This is a genomic window from Pandoraea eparura (assembly GCF_902459725.1).
Classification (GTDB): Bacteria; Pseudomonadota; Gammaproteobacteria; order Burkholderiales; family Burkholderiaceae; genus Pandoraea; species Pandoraea eparura.
Genome location: NZ_CABPSH010000013.1, coordinates 79425 through 97427 on the forward strand (window position 1 = coordinate 79425; position 18003 = coordinate 97427).

Below are 18003 nucleotides of genomic sequence, written 5' to 3' on the forward strand. Positions count from 1 at the left end.
ATGAAGCACAAAGCATTGTCGATTGCCTTGGCGGCAGCGTTCCTGGCAGGCTGCACCTTGGCGCCGCACTATGAGCGGCCCGAGGCGCCGATTGCCACGACGTTCCCCAGCGGCCCGGCCTACAAGACCCCGGGCGCGGCGAACCAGAACGGCACCGCGGGCAGCAACGCCGTGGTGGCGGCCGATCTGGGCTGGCGAGAATTCTTCACCGACCCCCGCTTGCAGAAGTTGATCGAGATCGCGTTGCAGAACAACCGCGATCTGCGCGTGTCGATGCTCAACGTCGAAGCCGCGCGTGCGCAGTACCAGATCCAGCGCTCGGCGCTGCTGCCCTCGGTGGGGGCGGCGGGGCAGGCGTCGGTGCAGCGCATGCCGGCGGACCTGACGTCGTCCGAGCGGGCGAGCATCAGCCGCAGCTATCAGGTGGGTGTGGGGTTCACGTCGTACGAACTCGATCTGTTCGGTCGTATCCAGAGCCTGAAGGATCAGGCGCTGGAGACGTACCTGGCCAGCGAGGACACGGCCAAGACGGCGCACATCACGCTGGTCTCGGAAGTGGCGACGGCGTACCTCACCTGGCTCGCCGATCAAGAATTGCTCAAGCTCACGTCCGACACGCTCAAGAGCCAGGAGTCGTCGTATCAGTTGACCAAGCGCAGCTTCGACGTGGGGACGGCCTCGGGGCTGGATCTGCGCCAGGCGCAAACCCCGGTCGACGCGGCGCGGGCGAATCTCGCGCAGTACACGCGTCAGGTCGCGCAGGACGAGAATGCGCTCGCGCTGCTCATCGGTCAGCCGTTGCCGGCCGATTTGCCGCCGGGGCGTCCGCTCGACGGGCAAGGCTTGCTCGCCGATCTGCCGGCGGGGTTGCCCTCCGATCTGCTGCTGCGTCGCCCGGACGTAACGGCGGCCGAGCACACGCTCAAGGGCGCCAATGCCAATATCGGCGCGGCGCGCGCGGCGTTCTTCCCGTCGATCTCGCTTACGGCGAGCGCGGGCACGGCCAGCGCGTCGTTGAGCAACCTGTTCAAGGGCGGGCAGGGGGCGTGGTCGTTCGCCCCGAGCATCACGCTGCCGATCTTCGCGGGGGGGCAGAACCGCGCCAACCTTGATCTGGCCAAGGTGAAAAAGCGTATCGAGGTCGCCAATTACGAGAAGGCAATTCAGACGGCGTTCCGCGAAGTGTCCGACGGGTTGGCCGCACGCGGCACGCTCGACGATCAGGTTGCCGCGCAGGAGTCGCTCGTCAAGGCGAGCGATGAGAGCTACAAGCTCTCGGATCTGCGTTATCGCAACGGCGTGGACAGCTACCTGAACGCGCTCGTCTCGCAACGCTCGCTGTATTCGGCGCAGCAGTCGCTGATCGCGACGCGCCTGTCGCGCTGGACCAACCTCGTCACGCTGTACAAGGCGCTCGGCGGCGGTTGGGAAGAGCACACGGTTCCGGCCAATGCGGGGGCGTCGTCGGCCCCGGTGGCGTCGGCATCGTGACCGTGACGCGAGGCAGGTGCGCGGCGTGAGCGGCGCAAATGTCTCGTGACGGTGCAAGACTTGACGATCAAGACGCCCGGCAATGCCGGGCGTTTTTCTTTGGTGCGTCTCGATTCGAGGTGAAGAAGCTCAGTTCCCGAGAGGTTTAGACGCGGGGTTCTACGCTCGCCCCTACCTGGCTTGCGGCTTCGTCGATATCCTTGTTCGCGTTGTATTCGCAACACCCCGAGCGTCGACGCGAGCGTTATCCAGAGGTTGCCGACGTGGCGCACGGGTCACTTATAAGCTGACGGCTTTTCCAGGGAGAGACACCATGAGCGATCTACAAGCGCGCTTCGACGAGGCGGTAGCCCAATCCAAGACGCTGCCCGAGCGCCCCGATAATTTCACCTTGCTGCGGATCTACGCGCTCTTCAAGCAGGGCACGGAAGGTGACGTGTCGGGGGCGCGCCCGGGCATCACGGATTTCGTCGGCCGCGCCAAGTTCGACGCCTGGGAGATGCTCAAGGGCAAGTCGAAAGAAGAGGCACAGCAAGCGTATGTCGCACTCGTCGACGAGTTGAAGGGATGAGGTTGACGGGTACACGCTGCGGGTAGGCGAGGCCATGTCGCGACGACGTCGATGGGGCGAGGAGTCGATGGGTTGATTAGGCAATGCGTGGGTGGGGTGGCGTTGCATCGATGGCGCGGCGTCGAGTCCCTTCGGTACGACAAGCCAGCAGACGGCGACTTCGGTCGCCGTTTTTTATGGGCGCGTGCGTGATGAGGTGGCGATGCGTTGCGTATGAGAAGTGAGGTGGCGCATGACGGGGCGGGTTTTGCGGTGGTGTCTGATTGGCGTGTCGTTGGCCGTGCGCGACGATGGATGCGTCATCAACGAGACGAGGTATCGAACCATGAGACATGATCGCCGGCACCCTGTGCGCTTCGCGGATCGGCATACGCTGCACGATGCACTGATCAATCGCGCCCGAACGCGCTTGCGACGAGGCCACGGTTTGCCGCTGCTCGACGCGGGCCGACGGCGGGGGCCGAGGCCGCTGCCGCCGCGTGAATCGGAGGCGCCGAGGGGGGCGACGTCGACGGGCCGGCCGCAGCGAGGTGTGCGGCGCAAGATGTTGGCACGGGGCGCAACAATGCTCGACGTCATGTTTGCCGTCATGGCGCTCGCGGCCGGTGCGCAGGGCTTTGCACGATGGCAGGCTGCGGGAGGGGTGAGCTCGGCGGAACTGGCGACGATACCGAACGTGACGATGTTGGCCATGCCGGCTCGGGCGCCAGCCCTCGCACGTGCTCCGGCAGCGAGCGATGCATGGCTCGTTCGCCGTCGGCCATGAGGGTGCCGTACGGTAACCAGGGCGCCAGCGCTCGCACGCGCCCCGGCAGCGAGCGAGGTATGGCTCGTTCGCCGTCGACCACGAGGAGGCCGCGCGGTAACGCGGGCGCGAGCCCTCGCACGCGCCCGGACGGCGAGCGATGCTTGGCTCATTCGCCGCTGACCATGAGGGCGCCGCGCGGTCGCACGGGCGAAGGATCGCGCAAGCCTGGCATGGCGGGCTTCACATTGCTCGAAGTGGTGCTGGCCATGCCGCTGGGCTTGTTGGTTGTGATGGCAGCGACGGCGATCTATCTGGCGGGCATTCGCTTGTGGCGCGTTCAGGCCGAGCGACACGACGTCAACGAGCGCGCCATCTTTGCGCTGACGCAGCTCACGCGGGCCGTCGCGATGGCCGGCTATCGCAATTGGGATCCGATGGAAGGCGCGATCCGGTTGCCTGGGCCTACGGCGCGAGACTGGCCGTCGCTGCGGGTCGGTGCCGAGTGTGCGGGTACGGCCGACAAGTGTTCGCGGTTCGGTTGGCAGGGTAGTGCGCTGCTGGAGGTGCAGTTTCACGGGGCGGGCTTTTCGACGGGTAATGGGGCCGTCCACAACTGCGCCGGTCGGCGCGTGAAAGCCACGGGGCGTCTGGATGAGCGCCAACTCAGCATCTTCTATGTCGACAAGGGAGAAGATAAGATTCCGTCGCTTTTCTGCCGCTACGGTTCGCGACAAGGGAGGGCGACGGATCTGAGGCCTGCACAAGTGCTGGTCCGGGGTGTGGAGGCGATGTACATCCGGTTGGGGTTTCGCGACAGTGGGACTGGGGGACTGCGTTGGGTCGCCCCGGCCCTGCAGATGCGGAACCGACCGCCGCGCCCGCCGGCCGGAGAGCGGGGATGGGAGAACGTGGCGGCGGTCGCGTTTTCGTTGGTGATGCGCGGTGCACCGCGAAGCGGTGGCAAGCCGAGGGGGGAGCAGGTGGTCGAGGTGTTCGATGCGGCGTCCGGCGGTCGTGAGTTCAAGCGACTGGGCAACGCCGGCGATGTCCACTTACACGTGTTCAATGCGGTGGCCTTTCGTCGTAACGACGGTGGCGTGGAGGAGGCGGCCCAATGGTTGGCGTCTTCATTGTGATGTGGTTGGCTGCCCTGATGTCGCTCGCCGCGTCCGGCATGCAACATCGCCAGTTGGCAAGCCGCTTTGTCGCGTACACGAACGATCGCGCAGGCGCGTTTGCCGCGGCCGACGAGGCGCTTGCCGAGGCGCGGCGCTGGCTCACCGATGACGCTCGCGCCGAGGACATCGCGGCGATGTCCGCGTTCGACGCGGGGCCGCATGGGGTGCTCGCGGCGAGCCATCGGGGTGATGTCTGGTATCCCCAACGGGTGCCTCGATGGCGGACGCTCGAGTGGGGCAGCAGCGGGGCGGTCGTCAGGGTGCACAAGGCGCGATACTTTATCGAGAGGATCGCCTTCTCCGCCTATTTGGCGGGTGACGCGGCGAAGCGCGACCCGTCAGTGCGACGTTATCGGGTCAGTGCGATGGGATGTGGCGACTTGCCCGGGACGCGCGTCTACCTTCAGGCGATCTACGAGGTTCGGCGGCGCGCGCCGGCGGTGCGTCCCGGTGCGGGCAGCCCATCCGATGCTTCGCGTTCGTCGTCTGCCTCCTATGCCTCGCGCTTATTGAATTGGCGTGAGGTGGTGACTTGGCATGATGGTGCCGCGGGCGTATCCGCATCGGGTGCCCAACGAGAACCTTGCGATGCGTCGTGATCCACGGACGACGTCGGGCGTCACGTTGCTGGAGTGTGTCGTCGCGATGGCGGTACTTGCCGTGGCGCTGCTGGCCGTCGCGCCCTCCATCGAGGCGGTTCGCCGTCGGGTGGGGGTGGATATTACGGCGCGCGCGTTCCTGGCATCGATGCAGACCGCACGCGCGGAAGCGCTGGGGCGTCACCGGCGCGTGGCGATAGCACCGCAAGGCGATGGGCGTCTGAGCAGTGGCTGGGTGACGTTCGTGGACGAAAATCGGAACGATCGCTTCGACGCGGGGGATCAATTGCTGGGAAGATATGCGCCACTGCCGCCAGGGATCAACGTCGAAGCGGACTGGGCGCTGTACTACACGGAGGGACTGGCGTTCGCGGAAAGCGGCTTCATGCGGACAGAGAACGACAGATGGCTCTCGGGGACGGTACGAATCGAAGGGCACGGGCGGCGCATCTGTATCACGATCAACGCCTATGGCCGCGCCCGCATCGCGCGCCGTTGCGCTGCCGCACCGCGATGAATCCGTGTGAATCCGTGACGACGTGAAGCCAAGAGGTCGGGCGGCCATGATGCGACGACACGAAGGCGCGATAACACTGCGACGCCCTGTTCGCATAACGCAATGAGGCGATGACGCTACGGCGCTATGGAGCTATGGAGCCGAGATGAACCCGTGATGTTATGACGTCTGGGAGCGGCGTCGCCGCCACGCAGGGACGTGTCAGGCGGCGGTCGTGTCGGTTACATGATGGGCGGTACGCCAGCGTCGTTCGTGTCGGTTTTGGAAGCGTTCGTGGCAGACGCCGCGGCCGACCCAGAGCGGGACGCGCCGGGATCGTCGGCTTGTGGCGTCGACGGCTTCGTCGATTCCTGCCAGAGCTTGATGCCTTGCCACGCAAGTACGCCGAGGCCGCCCCACTTGAGGCTGCGACGAACCAGGCGTCCGACAGGCTTCCGCGACAATCCGGTGAGGGCCAACGAAGCGACCGAACTGACCAGGGGATAGCGCTCGAACAGGCCGCCGAGCTTGAGTCCGGAGTTGGCCAGTCCCCCAAGCCCGGCGAGCTTTGCAAAGCCGCCCGGCAGCAGGTAGCGCACCCAACGGAAATTGCGCAGACGCTCGCGCGTGACGCGCGAGACCTGGATCAGTTCGGCTCGCTCGACGGCAATGCGCGTGAGCACCAGTTCCTTGCGAATGGCGAGGAGTTCATGACGCGAACGTCGTGACGGTCGCGGGCGGCGAGGGCGGTTCGGTTCGAGCGGCACGGGGCAGATCTCCTTCAGTCCGGACGCAGCGCGTCGCGATCCTTTTCGAACTCGGCCAGTGTGGCCTCGAACGGCATTGGGGCATCGCGCAGGATGTTTCGCGCGCGTGCGGCGCACCATCCCGCGAGCCCCAGATACACGACGAAGATGCCGGTCATTGCCTGAAGACGATAGGTGTCCCAGAAAAGCACGATAACCAGCGCGGTGAGCGACACCAGGGCGAGCACGCCGAAGAGCATCGCCGCCAGACCGAGAAAAGCCACGCCCATCAGGCGTTCCTTTTCTTCGGTCAGCTCGATGCCGATGAGTTCGATGCGCGACTGTACGATCTCGAGCAACGTACCGGCGAGGCGCCGCAGCGAAGGCCGCGGCGGGGTCGTGCGATCAGGGTCGGTCATGAAGTGAGCTGGGCGGCCCACCCGACCTGTCGCGCCGGTCAGGCGGGCTCCGCCTTGGGCAGAGGAGTGAGCGAAGACGTGACGAATACCGGTGTCTGCGCCGCTTACTTGCGATTGAGCAGGAGGCCGATTACCACGCCGATGCCGGCGGCGATGCCCACGGCTTGCCACGGATGATCGTGAACATAGTCGTCGGTCACGCGAGCGGCCTGCTTGCTCTTCTCCACGACGACCACCTGCACGTCGGAGGCTTTTTCCTTGGCTTGCTTGAGCAGTGCCAGGGCCTTGTCGCTCAGCTCGGAGGCGCGCTCACCGGTCGTGTTGGCGGCTTGCTTGAGCAGGTCTTCGGCGTCGGCCAATACGGATTTGATATCGGTCATGAACTTCTCCTTGTTGGTAGGTACTTGCGACATGGTCGTTACCCGATTTTGGGAGGAAAATGCCAGAGGGATATGAGTGACATCGTAACGCGTTCAATGCGTCGTTGCCAGAAAACAACGTCCCGGTGGTCTTATATTTCGATTAATTATTTGCACCAAATTTTTTATTCGTTCTGGCAAAGGTTAGCATCCTTTAGTCTTTCCCCCACTGAGTTGACGGACATCAAGGAGACTGTAAATGACATTGCGTTTGGGTGACATTGCCCCCGATTTCGAGCAAGACTCGTCGGTTGGCAAAATCAAGTTCCACGAATTTCTCGGCGATAGCTGGGGGGTGCTCTTCTCCCACCCGGCCGATTACACGCCAGTGTGCACGACTGAGCTGGGTCTGACCGCCAAACTCAAGGGTGAGTTCGAAAAGCGTAACGTGAAGGCGATTGCGCTGTCGGTGGACGATGCCGAATCGCACAAGGGCTGGATCAACGACATCAACGAAACCCAGCACACCACGGTCAACTTTCCGATTCTGGCCGACGGCGATCGCAAGGTGTCGCAGCTCTATGACATGATCCATCCGAATGCCAGCGAAACCGTTACCGTTCGCTCGCTGTTCGTGATCGATCCCAAGAAGAAGGTGCGTTTGATCATCACGTATCCGGCCAGCACGGGGCGCAACTTCGACGAAATCCTGCGCGTGATCGATTCGCTGCAACTGACCGACAACTACTCGGTGGCCACGCCGGGTAACTGGAAGGATGGCGAAGACGTTGTGATCGTTCCCTCGATCAAGGACGAAGCTGTGCTGAAGGAAAAATTCCCGAAGGGCTACAAGGTCGTGCGTCCGTACCTGCGAATGACGCCCCAGCCGAACAAGTAATCCGGCCAACCCGTCGGGTCGCAAAGCCGTCAGCGGTCGTTGACGACATAAGCGAAAATGCCAGCGCGAGAGCGCTGGCATTTTTTGTTTGGTACGCGCCGTCACTCGGGGGATTGACGGCCCGCGACTTGCGGCCTGAGAAACGACGCGTACCAGACAAGTGCCATGCACCGCGAGACGCGCGAGGTGCATGGCATCCGGTCAATCGAATCGATCGATCAGAAGAACGCCTGGATGCCGGTCTGTGCGCGACCGAGGATCAGGGCGTGGATGTCGTGCGTGCCTTCGTAAGTGTTGACCACTTCGAGGTTCACCAGGTGGCGGGCGATGCCGAACTCATCGGAGATGCCATTGCCGCCGAGCATGTCGCGCGCGAGACGGGCGACGTCAAGCGCCTTGCCGCACGAGTTGCGCTTCATGATCGAGGTAATCTCGACGGCGGCAGTGCCCTCGTCTTTCATGCGACCCAGACGCAGGCAGCCTTGCAGGCCCAGCGTGATTTCCGTTTGCATGTCGGCCAGTTTCTTCTGGATCAACTGATTCGCGGCGAGCGGACGGCCGAACTGCTGACGGTCGAGCACATACTGACGTGCCATGTGCCAGCAGAATTCGGCGGCACCCAGTGCACCCCAGGCGATGCCGTAGCGGGCCGAGTTCAGGCAGGTGAACGGCCCCTTCAGGCCCGAGACGCCCGGCATCAGGTTCTCTTCCGGCACGAACACCTGATCCATCACGATTTCGCCGGTGATCGATGCCCGCAGGCCGACCTTGCCGTGAATGGCCGGGGCGGAGAGACCCTTCCAGCCCTTTTCCAGAATGAAGCCGCGAATCTTCTCCTCGCCATTCTCGTCGGCGAGCTTGCCCCAGACGACGAAGACGTCGGCGATCGGCGAATTCGTGATCCACATCTTGCTGCCGCTCAGCTCATAGCCACCTGCGACCTTCTTGGCGCGCGTGGTCATGCCGGCCGGGTCCGAACCGTGGTTCGGTTCCGTCAGGCCGAAGCAGCCGATCCACTCGCCGCTGACCAGCTTCGGCAGGTACTTTTGCTTCTGCGCTTCGCTGCCGAATTCGAAGATCGGCACCATGACGAGCGACGACTGCACCGACATCATCGAGCGATAGCCCGAATCCACGCGCTCGACTTCACGCGCGATCAGGCCGTAGGCCACGTAGTTCAGACCCGGGCCGCCGTACGCTTCAGGAATTGTCGGGCCGAGCAGGCCGATCTCACCCATCTCACGGAAGATGGCCGCGTCGGTGCGCTCGTGACGGAACGCCTCGAGCACGCGCGGTGCGAGCTTGTCGTTCGCGTAAGCGGCGGCCGCGTCGCGAATCATGCGCTCCTCGCTGGTGAGCTGCGCGTCGAGCAACAGCGGATCTTCCCATTGAAACTGTGCATTGCCTGCCATGACCTATCTCCTCCGATGTCCTCGAAAAATGCGCTGACAAATCCTCGTCGGCCCTGCCCCATCGTCCGGTGGGCGTTGTGGCACCCCGAACCGGGAAAGCGCGACGACTTGACTAAAGTTCCGCAATGCGGAACAATGTTCCGAAACTGAAGTTAGTTTAACACTAAAATTTTTGGCTCGGCAACGGTCAGTTGTTGTGCGGGTCGATCCATTTTGATGCGGAGCACGCGATGGTTGTGGTCAAAACGTCCCTGTCTGCCTTTGCCGGCGCGCCGGCGCATGGTGTGCCGCCGTCGCACGACGAGCGCAAGTTCGTCACGGCGCTTGCGCGTGGTCTTGAACTGCTGCGCGCCTTTGGCCCGGATGACACGCTGCTGGGCAATCGCGACTTCGCGGCGCGTACCGGATTGCCGAAGGCGACCGTCAGCCGGCTGGCCTATACGCTCACCGAGCTGGGCTATCTGCGCTACGACGCCGAGTTGGGCAAGTACGCGCTCGACGCCGGCGTGCTGGCGCTGGGGTACGCGTTCCTGAATGGCACCGACATGCTCACGTTGGCGCGTCCGCACATGCGCGCGTTGGCCAAGGAAATGGGGTGCTCGATTTCGCTGGGTTGCCGCGAAGGCATCGACATGATGTATCTCGAGACCATCCGCAGCGATTCGGCACATCTCACGCTCGGCCTGACGGCGGGTTCACGTTTGTCGATGTTGACCAGTTCGATGGGGCGCGTCTACCTGGCGGCCATGACCCCGGTCGAGCGGGAGACGATGCTGGCCGATCTGCATGACGCCTATGACGCGAAGCCAGCGGCGATGCGCAATGTTGGCTGGGACGCGCTGCGATCGGGCGTCGACAAAGGGATCGAGACGTACAAGCGCGAGGGGTGCTGCTACTCGTTTCGCGAATGGCATGAGGGCGTGAATGCAGTGGCGGTGCCGCTACGCGACATCAGGCAGAACCGCTGGCTGGCGATCAGTTGCAGCGGCCCCTCATCATCGATCCCGGATGCAGTCTTCCGTGAAGAGATCGCACCACGATTGAAGCAACTCGCCGCGCGCCTCAGCGGGCAGGTGTAAGTCGGTGTAAGTCCGCTGACGTCGTCTGAAGCCGTCTGAAGCCGGCAAAAATCGGCGAACGTCAGTGGTCCATCGGGTTGGGGCTCGCCCGCGGCACTCCATTGCCGGTTAAGTCGCACCGCGGGCGACCCCCAACCCGATCCGCAACCGCCTTCGATTCGACAACTCCCACCAACATGACACGGCCAACAAAGCCAGAACGACAACAGTAGCAACAGACCGGACAACAGCAGGAACAACAGCAGGAACAACAGCGGGGACGAATGCTGGGATGATCAGGGATCAACAGGGGCGAACGGGGTGGAACGTAGGGGCGCACGATGGCGGTGATTGTCCGTTCCCTGACGTAGCGACTTAACCGGCATTGGAGCGGAGTCAGGGGACGGGCAAGCGCCGCAGCCCTGGGCGTGTGACAGGGCGACGTGCGAATCTATGCGATGGGTGTCATCACCGCACAGAAAAGAACTCACAGCAACGTCCGCACATGCCAAAGCTCGGGGAAGAGCACGACATCGAGCATCTTGCGAAGGTAGGGGGCGCCATTGGTGCCACCGGTGCCTTGTTTGAAGCCGATGATGCGTTCGACGGTCGTGACATGGCGGAAGCGCCATTGGCGGAAGGCGTCTTCGAGATCGACCAGCTCCTCGGCCATCTCGTACAGTTCCCAGTGTTGCGAGGGGTTGCGATACACCTCGAGCCAGGCGGCTTCGACGCTCGCGTCGTGCGGCGTTGCCGTCGTCCAGTCGCGCTCCAGGCGTTCGGGTGCGATGGCAAATCCGCGACGTGCGAGCAGACGCACCACCTCGTCGTAGAACGACGGGGCGCGCAGCGCGGCTTGCACTTGCTCGAAGAGATCCGGGCGATGGGAATGAGGCTTGAGCATCGCTGCATTCTTGTTGCCGAGCATGAACTCCAGAATGCGATATTGATACGACTGAAAGCCCGACGAGCTGCCGAGCGACGGGCGCATCGACGAATACTCCGACGGCGTCATCGTCGCCAGAACGCTCCACGCCTGCACCAGTTGTTCGAGAATGCGCGACACACGGGCGAGCATCTTGAACGCGGGCGGCAGGTCATCGTTGTGCACCGCTGTACGCGCCGCCTGCAGTTCGTAGAGCGCGAGTTTCATCCACAACTCGCTCGTCTGATGCTGAATGATGAACAGCATCTCGTTGTGGTCGGTCGAGCGCGGATGTTGCGCGTTCAGAATCGGATCGAGCGACAAATAGTCGCCGTAGCTCATGCTCTTCGAAAAGTCGAGCTTTGCCTCGTGCCATTGCGTGGCATCGGCCGACGCCTGCGCCGGGGCGGAAGTCGCGCCCGGTGTCGCATCGTCCGTGCGCTGATGCCCGAACGGGCACCCGCCCGATGCGGGCGTCACCTGGGGCGGCGTGTCCTGCGTGTCCTGCGGCTCGAGCGCGCGGGAAGGGGTCTTGCTCATGCTCATGACTCCTCGCTCAGGTCACCGCACCGCGGCGGTGAAATTCGGGCTTGTCCCACGAGCCCGTTGCCAGCACGTCGCGCAGAATCTCGACCGAATCCCAGACATCGGCAAAGCTCGTGTACAACGGCGTCATGCCGAAGCGCATGATGCGCGGTTCACGATAGTCGCCGATCACCCCGCGGGCAATCAGCGCCTGAATCACGGCGAACCCTTCCGGATGCTCGAAGCTTACCTGCGACCCGCGTGCCGCGTGATCGCGCGGCGTTACCAGCGTGAGCGGGAATTCGGCGCAACGCGATTCCACCAGTTGGATGAACAGATCGGTCAGCGCAAGCGACTTGCGACGCAACGCTTCCATCGAGGTCTGCGCAAAGATGTCCAGGCCGCACTGCACCAGCGAGAGCGAGACGATCGGCTGCGTGCCGCACAGGTAGCGCCCGATGCCGTTGTCCGGCGTGTACTCGGGGTGCATGGCGAACGGCGTGCGATGGCCCCACCAACCCGACAGCGGTTGCCAGAACGTATCCTGAAGACGCTTGTTCACCCACACGAACGCCGGCGCGCCCGGGCCGCCGTTCAGATACTTGTACGTGCAACCCACGGCGTAGTCGGCGTTGGCACCGTTCAGGTCGACCGGCACCGCGCCGGCCGAGTGGCACAGATCCCACACGCACAGGGCACCGGCCGCGTGAATCTCCGCGGTGCGCGTCGTCATGTCGTACATGGCGCCCGAGCGGTAGTTCACGTGCGTAAGCAGCACCACGGCGACGTCGTCGCCCAGCGCGGCGGGCAACTCGTCCGGCGAATCGATCAGGCGCAGCGAGTAACCGTCGTCGAGCAGGCGCGTGAGGCCCTGCACGATGTACAGGTCGGTCGGGAAGTTGCTGCGCTCGGAGACGATCACCTTGCGTTGCGGCGCGAGCGTGCGCTGCGCGTCCAGCGCGGCGGCCATCACCTTGAACAGGTTGCTCGACGTGGTATCCGTCACCACGACTTCGCCTTGGCCTGCGCCGATGATCGGGGCCAGCGCGTCGCCCAGCGTGCGCGGCAGCGCGAACCAGTCGGCTTCGTTCCAGCTGCGAATGAGACCCACGCCCCATTCGGCCGTAATCACCTCCTGGGCACGTTGGGCCGAGGCGACCGGGCGCGCGCCCAGCGAGTTGCCATCGAGATAGATCACGCCGGGGGGCAGATCGAATTGAGCGCGCAGCGGGGCGAGCGGATCGGCCGCGTCAAGGGCCAGACAATCGTTGCGAGAAGACGTCATGGTTTGCGTTTTGTCAATGTAAGCAATGCGAAAAAAGGAAGTCGTATGTCGTGCGCCCAGCCCGGGCCGTGCCCCTCAAAGCGAGCGCAGCACCGCGCGCACCGGACTCGCATCGAGCCGCATGAACTTGAGCGGCAATGCGATGAGTTCGTAATCGGACGGCACGATGGCATCGAGCACCAGTCCTTCCAGAATAGCCATGCGATGCGCCCGAATGCGATGGTGGGCATCCATCGTCTTGCTGTCCTGAGGATCGAGCGACGGCGTATCGATGCCGACCAACTTCACCCCGTGCGACGCAAGCAGGTCGATGGTCTCGGGCGCGACGGCGCAGAAGTCACTGTCCCAGCGGGCGACAGGCGCTTGCGCATAAGTGCGCAACAGCACGCGCGGCGGCACGTTCGTCAGGTGCGGCGCGACCTGATCCGGCGTGACGGCCGGCGACGCGCCGAGGCAATGAATCACACGGCATGGGCCCAGATAGGTCTCGAGCGCCACTTCCCCGATGAACGCACCGTCATCGTCGTAATGACGTGGCGCGTCGGCGTGCGCACCCGTGTGCGGTGAGAGCGTGATGCGGCCAACGTTGACCGGGCAGCCCGGTCCGATCTGCCACACCGCCGCTTCTGTGAACGGCGTGTCACCGGGCCAGACCGGCGTGTCGCTCGAAAGCGGGGCGCTGATATCCCATACGCGGCGCTCGTTGCGCGCGTCGGCTGGGCGGTGGCGGGGTTCGGTCATGGGCGTGCGCAAAATCGTGAATCGATATGCGCATCTTAGAAGAATTCGCGTCGCAAGTGCTTGCGTATTCGGGGACGGTGATGCGTGAAATTGATTGGAAAAATTGATTTTTCTTGATTTGTTGAAAGGATATTCGACAATATTGCGAAGTGATCGAATATTCAACGATTCATCGCGAAGGGCTTTTCGCGATTTCAGACCCCGCCGCACGGCGATCGGAATGTGCCCACGGGGCGTGCGCGCCCCTTGCGTCCCTCAGGTTCCGGACGTTCCCGACGTCCCTTGCGCCATCTCGTCGATCAACCGGCGCAGCGTCGCTTTGAGCAAGGTGGATTGTTCCGCGCCGAAGCGGGCGAGCACACCGGCCTCGTGGCGTCGCGCGCTGGCGAGCAGTGGCGTGACGCGATCGCGTCCGGCGTCGGTGAGCGAGACCAGCGACTGGCGCCGATCCGTAGCGCTTTCACCGCGCACGACGTCGCCGGTCGCTTCAAGCCGGTCGACCATCTTGGTGAGCGTCGGCTGCTTGGCGAGCACGATGTCGGCCAGTTGATTGATGGTGCGCGCACGACCGTCGGAGAGCGTGGCGAGCACACGCCACTCCGTCACGCCAAGTCCGGCCGCCGCCACTTCACGATGGAATTCGTCGGACACCAGCGTGCTCGCGCGGGCGAGCAGATACGCCAGGTAGTCGTCGACGAACGGCGCACCGGCGGCAGGCATGCGGCGCCTCAGCCCAGCGACTGCGGCTTGTGGAAGCCGCCCGCGTGGAAGATCAGCGGCATGCGCTCGGCAACGTGGGCATGCACGCCGCACCGCTCGACCTCGCCGACGAAGATGACATGATCGCCCTCGTCGTAACGGCTGCGGTTATGACATTCGAACCAGGCCAGCGCGCCATCGAGCACCGGCGTGCCCGACGCCGAGAGCGTGTAAGGTACGCCCGCAAAACGGTCACCCTTCATCGTGGCGAAACGTTTGCAGATTTCGAGCTGATCGGACGCCAGCACATTCACGGCATAGTGCGAGTTCTCGCGAAAGACCGGCATGCTGCCCGCGCGCGTGGCAAGACTCCACAGAATGAGCGGCGGGGTGAGCGACACTGAGTTGAACGAACTGGCGGTGATCCCGATGAGCGAGCCGTCGTCGGCGCGCGTGGTGATCACGGTCACCCCGGTCGCAAATTGACCGAGCGCATGACGAAAGGCTGCACTGTCGAAATCTGGCGCTGAGGCGCGTTTGGCGTTCACTGTCCCTGCACTCCCGTCCGGCAAATTTGATCGGGTTGATTTGTATGAATATTCATATACTATGGCACGAACAACAGATCGACAAGACGCGTGACGGCCAGCCGCGCGCCGAGGGGCAAAGCCCCCGGCGGGCGAGAGGGTCAGACGCTCAGGAGACGATATGCTGATCGAGCGAATCGAGCATAAGTGGATCGACGTATTTGCCGAGACCTTGCGGCGCTGCGACATCGGACCCGGTGATGTGGTGGCGATTGTAGCCGAAACGCAATCCCGGCCTGTCAACGTGGAATTGGCGCAACTGGCCGCCGAGTCGCTTGGCGCCGCGCCTTTCCGGCTGGTTGTGCCGAGTCCGCGCGTGCGTGCGCCGGTGCCCGTGCGCTCGACCGGCGCCAGCGACGCGCTGGGCGGATTGGCACCCGTCGTCGCGGCGCTCAAAGCCGCCACGCTTGTCGTCGACTGCACTGTCGAAGGCTTGCTGCACGCCCCCGAACTGCCCGACATCCTGGGCGGCGGCGCGCGCGTGTTGATGGTCTCGAACGAACATCCCGAAATTCTGGAACGCTGCGCCACCGACCCGGCGCTGGAGCCGAAAGTGCGCGCCGCGATCAAGCGCTTGCGCACGGCCGCCCAAATGCACGTTACCTCCTTTGCCGGTACCGATCTGCGCATCGGACTTCGCGACGCGCGCGTGGGCGGGGTCTGGGGCTGGTGCGCCAAGCCGGGGCAGGTGGCGCACTGGCCGGGCGGCCTGGCACTGGCATTTCCCGCCGCGCACAGCGTGAACGGACAGCTCGTGCTGGCCCCGGGCGACATCAACCTCACGTTCAAGCAGTATCTGCGAGATCGCATCGAACTCACCGTCGAAGACGACTACGTGGTCGCGATCGATGGCGAAGGCGTGGACGTCGATCTCATGCGCGACTATTTCGCGGCTTGGGGCGATCGCGATGCCTACGCCGTCTCGCACGTCGGCTTCGGCCTGAACCCCCGGGCGCGCTGGGACGCACTCGCCTGTTACGACAAGCGCGATTGCAACGGTACCGAGCAGCGCGCCTTTGCGGGCAACTTCCTGTATTCGACCGGCGCCAACGAAGTGGCGGGACGTCACACGCTCGGGCATTTCGATCTGCCGCTGCGGCGTTGCACGATCGCGCTTGACGGCGACGTCGTCGTACGCGACGGGCAATTGCAAGGGGAGTTCGCCGCATGACGCTTCCCGTGCCTGCCTGTCGCACCGCCGGTGACGGTCCGCTCACGCTCGTGCTGCTGCACGGCATCGGCGGCAATCGTCATGTGTGGCCCGCGCAATTCGAGGCGTTCGTGGCGGCGGGTTATCGCGTCGCGGCCTGGGACATGCCCGGTTACGGCGAGAGCGCCATGCCCGCCGAGCCGACGATGGCGGCGCTGGCCGAGCGCTTGCGGACGATGCTCGATGCGTTGGGACCCGCGCGTTTCGTGCTCGTCGGCCACAGCATGGGCGGCATGGTCGCCCAGGAGCTGATGGCGCGTGGCGCGCCGTTCACGCGCGATATCGCCGCGCTCGTCCTGTGCGGCACATCGCCTGCGTTCGGCAAGCCCGACGGCGATTTTCAGCGTGAATTCGTGCGGCAGCGCACGGCGCCGCTCGACGCCGGCAAAACCTTGCGCGAGATGGCTGAAGCCATCGTGCCGGGCATGCTCGGCGAACCCGTTGAATTCAGCGAACCCGCCGCTACCGCGCGAGCGAGTGCGCAGGCACTCGCCGTCGATGCGATGGGCGCGCTCACGCCTGCCGCCTATCGCGCGGCGCTCCAGGCGCTGGTCGGTTTCGAGCAGCGCGCCGCACTCGCGCGTCTTGCGGTGCCGGTCCTGCTCATCGCCGGCGAGCACGACGCCAACGCACCGGCGAAAGTCATGGCGCGCATGGCCGAAGCGATTCCGCACGCTCGCTACGTTTGCCTGCCCGGGGCCGGGCATCTCATGAACCTGACGCACCCGGCGGACTTCAATGCCGAGGTGTGCGCCTTCCTCGCAACACTCTAGGAGACAACCGTGGCCTATCAGCCCCCTTCGATCGTCGGCGAGCATTTCCCGCTCACTGACAAGCAGCGGCGCCTGCTGGCGCTGGCCGAGCAGGTGGGACGCGAGTCGCTCGCGCCGCGCGCCGCGCGCTGGGATCGCGAAGCGTCGTTCCCGTTCGAGAACTACGACGACATGCGTGCCGCGGGCTTGCTGAAGTTGTGCATCCCCGAATCGGACGGCGGCCTGGGCGCCGATTTCGCCACGTACATGATGGTCTCCGCTGAACTGGGTCGCCATTGCGGTGCGACGGCGCTCACGTTCAACATGCACACGTGTTCGATGATGTGGACCGGCATTCTCGCCGACGATCTCGACATGACGCCCGAGCAACGCGCCGACCATGCGCGCTACCGCGAGCATCACTTCGCGCGCGTGATCCAGGACGGCGCGATCTATGCGCAACCGTTCTCCGAGGGCAGTGCCGCGGCCGCCGGCAAGGCACCGTTCGGCACCACGGCGACGAAGGTCGACGGCGGATGGAAGATCAATGGGCGCAAGATCTTCGCGTCGCTCTCGGGCGCGGCCAACTACTACGGCGTGCTGTGCACCGAAGAGACGCCCGAGTTGTCGATGAAGGACACGTTCTACATTGCCGTGCCGGGCGACGCCCCGGGCGTCACCGTGACCGGCGACTGGGACCCGCTCGGCATGCGGGGCACCGTCTCGCGCACGCTGCTCTTCAAGGACGTGTTCGTCCCCGACGAACTGCAACTGATGCCGCGCGGCGTCTACTATCAGGCCGCGAGCCGTTGGCCGCACATGTTCATGACGCTCGCGCCGACGTATATGGGCATCGCGCAGGCGGCGTACGATTTCACCGTGCGCTATCTGCGGGGGGAAGCCGAGGGCATGGGGGCGCCGGTCAAGCGTCGCATGTATCCGACCAAGCAGATCGCCGTCGCGCAGATGCACATCATGCTGGAGCAGACGCGCGCGCTGTTCCTGCGCGCGTTGCAAGACGGCCGCGCTGACCCGGGCAAGGAGGCGCGTCTGCGCGCCTATGCGGCGCAGTACACAATCATGGAGAATGCCAACGAGTTGTGCCGTCTGGCCATCCGCACGTGCGGCGGTCAGTCGATGCTCAAGTCGTTGCCGCTCGAGCGCCTGTATCGCGATTCGCGTTGCGGCGCGCTGATGCTGCCGTGGACCGCGGAGCTGTGCCTCGATCGCATCGGCCGCGAGGCGCTCTACGAACCCGGCGAGCGCGACGAGTAAGTCGCGCACCGACGCCTCGTCGTCTCTCT

The 18003-nt window shown here is 64.4% G+C and carries 19 protein-coding genes; 10 read left to right on the top strand and 9 right to left on the bottom strand.

Annotated features, from left to right (window positions below; all coding sequences use genetic code 11):
* The 5 genes from adeC (at position 1) to PEP31012_RS20460 (ending at position 5104) form a co-directional block, all read left to right on the top strand.
* Positions 1 to 1491: an AdeC/AdeK/OprM family multidrug efflux complex outer membrane factor gene (gene adeC, locus PEP31012_RS20440; RefSeq protein ID WP_150591128.1), complete on the top strand. Its 1491-nt coding sequence runs from the start codon at positions 1 to 3 to the stop codon at positions 1489 to 1491.
* A 313-nt stretch (positions 1492 to 1804) separates the two neighbouring features.
* Positions 1805 to 2062 carry an acyl-CoA-binding protein gene (locus PEP31012_RS20445; protein WP_150591129.1) on the top strand — a complete coding sequence of 86 codons (258 nt, stop codon included), beginning with the start codon at positions 1805 to 1807 and terminating at the stop codon, positions 2060 to 2062.
* Between the two features lie 978 nt (positions 2063 to 3040).
* A complete protein-coding gene (locus PEP31012_RS20450; protein ID WP_174978340.1) occupies positions 3041 to 3946 on the top strand; it encodes a PilW family protein in 906 nt (301 codons plus the stop codon).
* 17 nt (positions 3947 to 3963) lie between these two features.
* Positions 3964 to 4587 carry a pilus assembly protein gene (locus PEP31012_RS20455; protein WP_174978341.1) on the top strand — a complete coding sequence of 208 codons (624 nt, stop codon included), beginning with the start codon at positions 3964 to 3966 and terminating at the stop codon, positions 4585 to 4587.
* Positions 4577 to 5104, top strand: a complete 528-nt coding sequence (locus tag PEP31012_RS20460; protein WP_174978342.1) for a GspH/FimT family pseudopilin — start codon at positions 4577 to 4579, stop codon at positions 5102 to 5104. The genes PEP31012_RS20455 and PEP31012_RS20460 overlap by 11 nt, the downstream gene beginning before the upstream one ends.
* Positions 5105 to 5325: 221 nt before the next feature.
* Here PEP31012_RS20460 and PEP31012_RS20465 read toward each other — a convergent pair whose 3' ends face one another.
* From PEP31012_RS20465 to PEP31012_RS20475, 3 genes are all read right to left on the bottom strand, one after another.
* Complete coding sequence (locus PEP31012_RS20465; RefSeq protein WP_174978343.1) at positions 5326 to 5850, bottom strand: DUF3318 domain-containing protein; 525 nt, start codon at positions 5848 to 5850, stop codon at positions 5326 to 5328.
* A 14-nt stretch (positions 5851 to 5864) separates the two neighbouring features.
* Complete coding sequence (locus PEP31012_RS20470; protein ID WP_150591134.1) at positions 5865 to 6248, bottom strand: phage holin family protein; 384 nt, start codon at positions 6246 to 6248, stop codon at positions 5865 to 5867.
* Positions 6249 to 6352: 104 nt separating this feature from the next.
* Complete coding sequence (locus PEP31012_RS20475; RefSeq protein ID WP_026131540.1) at positions 6353 to 6661, bottom strand: ElaB/YgaM/YqjD family protein; 309 nt, start codon at positions 6659 to 6661, stop codon at positions 6353 to 6355.
* Between the two features lie 205 nt (positions 6662 to 6866).
* Between PEP31012_RS20475 and PEP31012_RS20480 the strand changes: the two genes are divergently transcribed.
* On the top strand, positions 6867 to 7505 hold the full coding sequence (locus tag PEP31012_RS20480; RefSeq protein ID WP_150591135.1) for a peroxiredoxin: 639 nt from the start codon (positions 6867 to 6869) through the stop codon (positions 7503 to 7505).
* Between the two features lie 218 nt (positions 7506 to 7723).
* Here the strand turns inward: PEP31012_RS20480 and PEP31012_RS20485 are convergent, their stop codons facing one another.
* A complete protein-coding gene (locus tag PEP31012_RS20485; protein ID WP_150591136.1) occupies positions 7724 to 8917 on the bottom strand; it encodes an acyl-CoA dehydrogenase in 1194 nt (397 codons plus the stop codon).
* Positions 8918 to 9147: 230 nt separating this feature from the next.
* Between PEP31012_RS20485 and PEP31012_RS20490 the strand changes: the two genes are divergently transcribed.
* Positions 9148 to 9996: an IclR family transcriptional regulator gene (locus tag PEP31012_RS20490; RefSeq protein WP_246171405.1), complete on the top strand. Its 849-nt coding sequence runs from the start codon at positions 9148 to 9150 to the stop codon at positions 9994 to 9996.
* A 466-nt stretch (positions 9997 to 10462) separates the two neighbouring features.
* Here PEP31012_RS20490 and kynA read toward each other — a convergent pair whose 3' ends face one another.
* From kynA to PEP31012_RS20515, 5 genes are all read right to left on the bottom strand, one after another.
* Positions 10463 to 11440 carry a tryptophan 2,3-dioxygenase gene (gene kynA, locus PEP31012_RS20495; RefSeq protein ID WP_150591137.1) on the bottom strand — a complete coding sequence of 326 codons (978 nt, stop codon included), beginning with the start codon at positions 11438 to 11440 and terminating at the stop codon, positions 10463 to 10465.
* A gap of 16 nt (positions 11441 to 11456) precedes the next feature.
* Positions 11457 to 12710, bottom strand: coding sequence for a kynureninase (gene kynU, locus PEP31012_RS20500; RefSeq protein WP_150591138.1), 1254 nt, complete (start codon positions 12708 to 12710; stop codon positions 11457 to 11459).
* Between the two features lie 75 nt (positions 12711 to 12785).
* Positions 12786 to 13451 (bottom strand): arylformamidase, encoded by a 666-nt coding sequence (gene kynB / locus PEP31012_RS20505; protein WP_150591139.1) that lies wholly within the window; start codon positions 13449 to 13451, stop codon positions 12786 to 12788.
* Positions 13452 to 13706: 255 nt separating this feature from the next.
* Positions 13707 to 14171: a MarR family winged helix-turn-helix transcriptional regulator gene (locus PEP31012_RS20510; RefSeq protein ID WP_150591140.1), complete on the bottom strand. Its 465-nt coding sequence runs from the start codon at positions 14169 to 14171 to the stop codon at positions 13707 to 13709.
* 8 nt (positions 14172 to 14179) lie between these two features.
* The gene (locus PEP31012_RS20515; protein ID WP_150591141.1) at positions 14180 to 14698 is read right to left on the bottom strand and encodes a flavin reductase family protein; all 519 of its coding nucleotides are present in this window, start codon (positions 14696 to 14698) and stop codon (positions 14180 to 14182) included.
* A 160-nt stretch (positions 14699 to 14858) separates the two neighbouring features.
* Here PEP31012_RS20515 and PEP31012_RS20520 point away from each other — a divergent pair, with 160 nt between their 5' ends.
* From PEP31012_RS20520 to PEP31012_RS20530, 3 genes are read left to right on the top strand one after another with little or no spacing between them, the layout of a single operon-like run.
* Positions 14859 to 15908, top strand: coding sequence for a 2,5-dihydroxypyridine 5,6-dioxygenase NicX family protein (locus PEP31012_RS20520; RefSeq protein WP_150591142.1), 1050 nt, complete (start codon positions 14859 to 14861; stop codon positions 15906 to 15908).
* The gene (locus tag PEP31012_RS20525; protein ID WP_150591143.1) at positions 15905 to 16720 is read left to right on the top strand and encodes an alpha/beta fold hydrolase; all 816 of its coding nucleotides are present in this window, start codon (positions 15905 to 15907) and stop codon (positions 16718 to 16720) included. The genes PEP31012_RS20520 and PEP31012_RS20525 overlap by 4 nt, the downstream gene beginning before the upstream one ends.
* 9 nt (positions 16721 to 16729) lie before the next feature.
* On the top strand, positions 16730 to 17974 hold the full coding sequence (locus tag PEP31012_RS20530) for an acyl-CoA dehydrogenase family protein (RefSeq protein WP_150591144.1): 1245 nt from the start codon (positions 16730 to 16732) through the stop codon (positions 17972 to 17974).
* Positions 17975 to 18003 lie beyond the last annotated feature (29 nt).